Annotated in this window: 3 protein-coding genes; all 3 read left to right on the top strand. The window is 48.7% G+C overall.

Going from position 1 to position 1,612, the window contains the following annotated elements; all coding sequences use genetic code 11:
- Positions 1-223, top strand: a 223-nt coding sequence (locus tag EMM73_RS19730; RefSeq protein WP_127688468.1) for a helix-turn-helix domain-containing protein, incomplete at its 5' end; no start/stop codon positions are given.
- Positions 224-471: 248 nt separating this feature from the next.
- Positions 472-939, top strand: a complete 468-nt coding sequence (locus EMM73_RS19725) for a rhodanese-like domain-containing protein (protein ID WP_127688467.1) — start codon at positions 472-474, stop codon at positions 937-939.
- Positions 933-1,421, top strand: coding sequence for a GNAT family N-acetyltransferase (locus tag EMM73_RS19720; protein ID WP_127688466.1), 489 nt, complete (start codon positions 933-935; stop codon positions 1,419-1,421). Before EMM73_RS19725 ends, EMM73_RS19720 begins: the two co-directional genes overlap by 7 nt.
- The last annotated feature ends 191 nt before the right edge of the window (positions 1,422-1,612 follow it).

Raw genomic sequence — 1,612 nt, 5'->3', positions numbered from 1 at the left:
TGTAGAGGATGGATTTTTGGTCGCTGAAAAACAGTTCGGTGTAACTCCTGCCTTGTGGCAACAGCAGCGACGCTTGCAAAAAGCCTATGAATTAGTGCAACAAGGCCAGTCAGCCAGCCAGGTGGGCTATCAGTCAGGCTTCAACAACCCCAGCCATTTCAGTCGGGTATTTAAACAAAGTTTCGGCGCTGCGCCAACAACAGTGGCGAAGCAGGGCAACTAAGAGTCACCTCTGCATCCGCGGTACCCTATTCCACTATCGACAAAACCTGATAGGCAGTGACTATCAGCTGATGCTCTGCTGTACCCTAAGGCTTTTGGCAGAGAAACCGGAAATAAAGATCGGAATGCAATATTGATCTATTGGCTGATTTGTTGCTTTTTATGGCTAACCAGCCAATTGTGGTAAAGATCCAAGACTGTTGAAATAACCAACAGCAATAATGCTGGATTTTTTCAAGGTAATTTCAAATGACGCTAACCATCGAATCATCACCATCTGCTGTATTAACCACGCCTGCCGCAGCTGCAGATCTCGCTGCTGCACATTTTGGTGCCAAACTGGCGTTTGAAACGGACTGTTCAGATGTATTTAGCGCCTTATCTGCGGGTGCAAACGACTTTATCCTGTTGGACGTCCGCGGTGAAAGCGCCTTTGTGCAAATGCACGCACAAGGTGCACAAAACCTGCCTCATCGCCAGATCAGTGCTGCACGCATGGCGCAATATCCGGCCAACAAAACCTTTGTGGTGTATTGCGCTGGTCCGCATTGTAACGGTGCCGATCAAGCTGCTTATAAAATTGCGCTATTGGGTTACCCGGTCAAGCTAATGATTGGCGGTATCACCGGCTGGGCGGACGAAGGCTTACCTTTTGAGCAAGGAGGAAGTGGTGTTACTCAAGGCTCCACTGACATGGTAGTTTCGTGCGAATGCTGATATCAAAACCATTCACACCACAGTGGCAAGTACGGCCAGCGACGCTGGCCGACTTACCTGAAGTGCACAAACAAATGCAGCAACTCGCAGATTTTGAAGGCTATCTCACAGATTTTTGTGTAACAGAAAACGATCTTATAGAGCTTGGGTTTGGTTGTGATCCACAGTTCAATCTGCTGGTAGCCAGCCAGAACGGAAAACTTGGCGGTTATGCCGTGTTGGTGTATCAGCAGTTCAGTTATGATTTAACACCGGTCGCCACATTAAAAGAGTTGTTTGTTGCGCCAGCTTATCGCAGCACGGGCGCCGGCCAGGCACTGTTTCAGGCTGTTATTCAAACTGCAGGCGACTATGGCGCCTGCAGAATGGACTGGCTGGTGCTAAGCAACAACACACGGGCACAACAGTTTTATCAACAGCAAGGTGGTCATCCTTCGAGTCAATGGATCCGCTATGAAATAGCCTTGCAACGTTCAGATTAGTCAATTGTTTATCAATGAGTTAACGCCGGTTGGTTATCTGGGTAAAGCAGATCACCTCTGTCGATACACTAGAGTTCACTGTCAACCCAACGCACTCCTGACCATAGGCAATATCCTGCGGCTGACAGGTACTTGCTCGCCGTTGTTCATCAGTAAAAAACCTGTGCTGGCTGCGGTGTTTTGCTGGGCAG

Origin of the sequence: Rheinheimera sediminis, from assembly GCF_004005375.1 — a bacterium.
Taxonomy (GTDB): domain Bacteria; phylum Pseudomonadota; class Gammaproteobacteria; order Enterobacterales; family Alteromonadaceae; genus Pararheinheimera.
The sequence above is the reverse complement of the archived record's forward strand: the minus strand, read 5'-3'. Positions and strand labels throughout refer to the sequence as shown.

Coding starts and splice junctions, on each gene's coding strand:
- EMM73_RS19725 (WP_127688467.1), top strand. CDS start 472: ATGACGCTAACCATCGAATCATCACCATCTGCTGTATTAACCACGCCT.
- EMM73_RS19720 (WP_127688466.1), top strand. CDS start 933: ATGCTGATATCAAAACCATTCACACCACAGTGGCAAGTACGGCCAGCG.